Source organism: Roseisalinus antarcticus (assembly GCF_900172355.1).
GTDB classification, from domain to species: Bacteria; Pseudomonadota; Alphaproteobacteria; order Rhodobacterales; family Rhodobacteraceae; genus Oceanicola; species Oceanicola antarcticus_A.
In genome coordinates, this window is the sequence record NZ_FWFZ01000107.1 from 1 (window position 1) to 1,823 (window position 1,823).

The following is a 1,823-nucleotide window of genomic DNA, read 5'->3' on the forward strand; positions in this document are numbered from 1 at the left end:
CGGCCAGCGGGCGGAACACCTCGAAGGAGAGCTGCGGCAGGCGGTTGCCGTAGGTCGAGAGCGCCAGTTCCTCGAAGACCACATAGGCGGTGCCGCGATAGGCGGGGGTGTTGGCCGCGCCCATCTTCGCCGCGATGAACGGATCAGGGCTCTGCGTCTCGTCTCCGGGATACCAGCGCCAGGTGACGCCGGTGAGCTCCATCGGCTTGCCGTCGGCCCAGATGCGCCCGATGCCGGTGATCGGGCCTTCGCACAGCGCCACGGCGAAGCTGGCGTAGTAGAGATACTCGGTGGTCTTGACCTTGCCGCCCCCGCCGCCCTTGCCGCCGCCCTGCGTGGTGGTCTTGGTCTCCTCGCGGAAATCCGTCGCCCAGATGATGTTGCCGCCCATGCGCATGCGGCCGTAGAGCCGCGGGATCACCGCGCCCTCGGTGGCCGAGGTGATGCGCAGCGTGTCGAGCCGCGCGCCCTCGATGCGTTGCGTCGGCGCCAAAGACGAGATGATCCAGCTGTCGACGACAGAGCCGATGCTGGAGCCGATGAAGCCGCCGATGGTGGCGGCGCTCACGCCGAGGATCGCGCCGCCGATGCTGCCGCCAATGGCGGCGCCAGCGGCGCCGAGGACAAGCGTTGCCATGTCGGGGTCTCAGCGTTGCGGGAACAGGAAGGCGAAGGCGATGCGCCGCCGCCAGCTTTCGGTGAGCGGTTCCTCGATCACGCCCAGCCGCTCGTACGCGTGGAGGAAGCTGTCGGGTCCCGTCAGGATCCCGACATGCTTGGCGATGGCGCGCGGCATCATGCGAAACAGCACGAACGCGCCGGGCCCGGCCTCGGCGGACGGCACCTCGATCATCATGGCACGCGCGCCTTCCGCCAGCACCTCGCGCGGGCCCGTCTCGCCCCAGTCGCGGCTGTAGGGCGGGATCGGGAACGGCTCGGGGCCGACGACCTCGCGCCAGACGCCCCGGGCGAGTCCGAGGCAGTCGCAGCCCACGCCGCGCAGGCTGGCCTGGTCGTGATAGGGCGTGCCGAGCCAGGACCGCGCCGCCGCGATGACCCGTTCCAGGTCGGCGGGCGTCACAGCACGCCCCCGTCGTGGCCGCCGTCGTTGGTCGCGTAGCGCAGGATCGTGTCCTGGCCCGGGATGTGCGGGAAGCCGCGGAAGTTGGCGGTATTGGCGAACTTCGCTCCGCAGGTCTCGATGCGCTTGTCGCAGCCTGCGCGGACAATGAAGGCGTCGCCTTCGGCGATGGAGCGTACCGGCGCTTCGAGCAGCGTTAGCACGGCGATGCCGTCGGTCACGTCATGCGCGATGATTTCAGCGCGCCGCCCGGCATTCGTGCCGTTTGTCCATTCGACCGTGCCGAAGGTGAACCAGCCGGAGGAGAAGCCGCCGAGCCCTGAGGAAGTGAAGGCCCGGTCGCGCAGGAGATCAATGACGCCACCCGTGCCCTTGAACGCGGAGTTCTCCAGATCGATGCCGCAGCGCGCATCGCCAAGCGCGGCATCACACGTCGCCTGGAAGGTCCGTCCCACCGTCTGCCCGAGCACGTGAGCCAATGACCGAACCTCGGCCACGAAGGCCAGTCGCCCGCGCCGGATCTGGCCGATGGCCCCGCGCCGCATCAGGACGCGCTGGCTGGTGTCCGCCCAGTTCACGCGCCAGACCTCGACCTCCGCGTTGTCCCAGCGGCCATCGAGAATGTCGGTTTCGGTGATCCGGTCGGAGGTCAGCACACCTTCGGCGTCCTGCGCATCGACCGACAGGTCGGAGCCAGAGCGGAACTCTGACGCCGTCAGCCCGCTTTCCGGCTCGAAATCGG

General features: G+C 69.3%; 2 protein-coding genes and 1 pseudogene. All 3 read right to left on the reverse strand.

From position 1 onward, the window contains the following. Window positions 1-637 (reverse strand): annotated as a pseudogene (locus ROA7023_RS23400) (baseplate multidomain protein megatron); the annotation flags it as partial. A gap of 9 nt (window positions 638-646) precedes the next feature. After that, a complete protein-coding gene (locus ROA7023_RS23405; RefSeq protein ID WP_085881337.1) occupies window positions 647-1,081 on the reverse strand; it encodes an NlpC/P60 family protein in 435 nt (144 codons plus the stop codon). Further along, window positions 1,078-1,823 (reverse strand): phage/gene transfer agent baseplate hub protein (locus ROA7023_RS23410; RefSeq protein WP_085881338.1); only part of this gene is annotated, 746 nt, incomplete at its 5' end. The genes ROA7023_RS23410 and ROA7023_RS23405, both read right to left, overlap by 4 nt.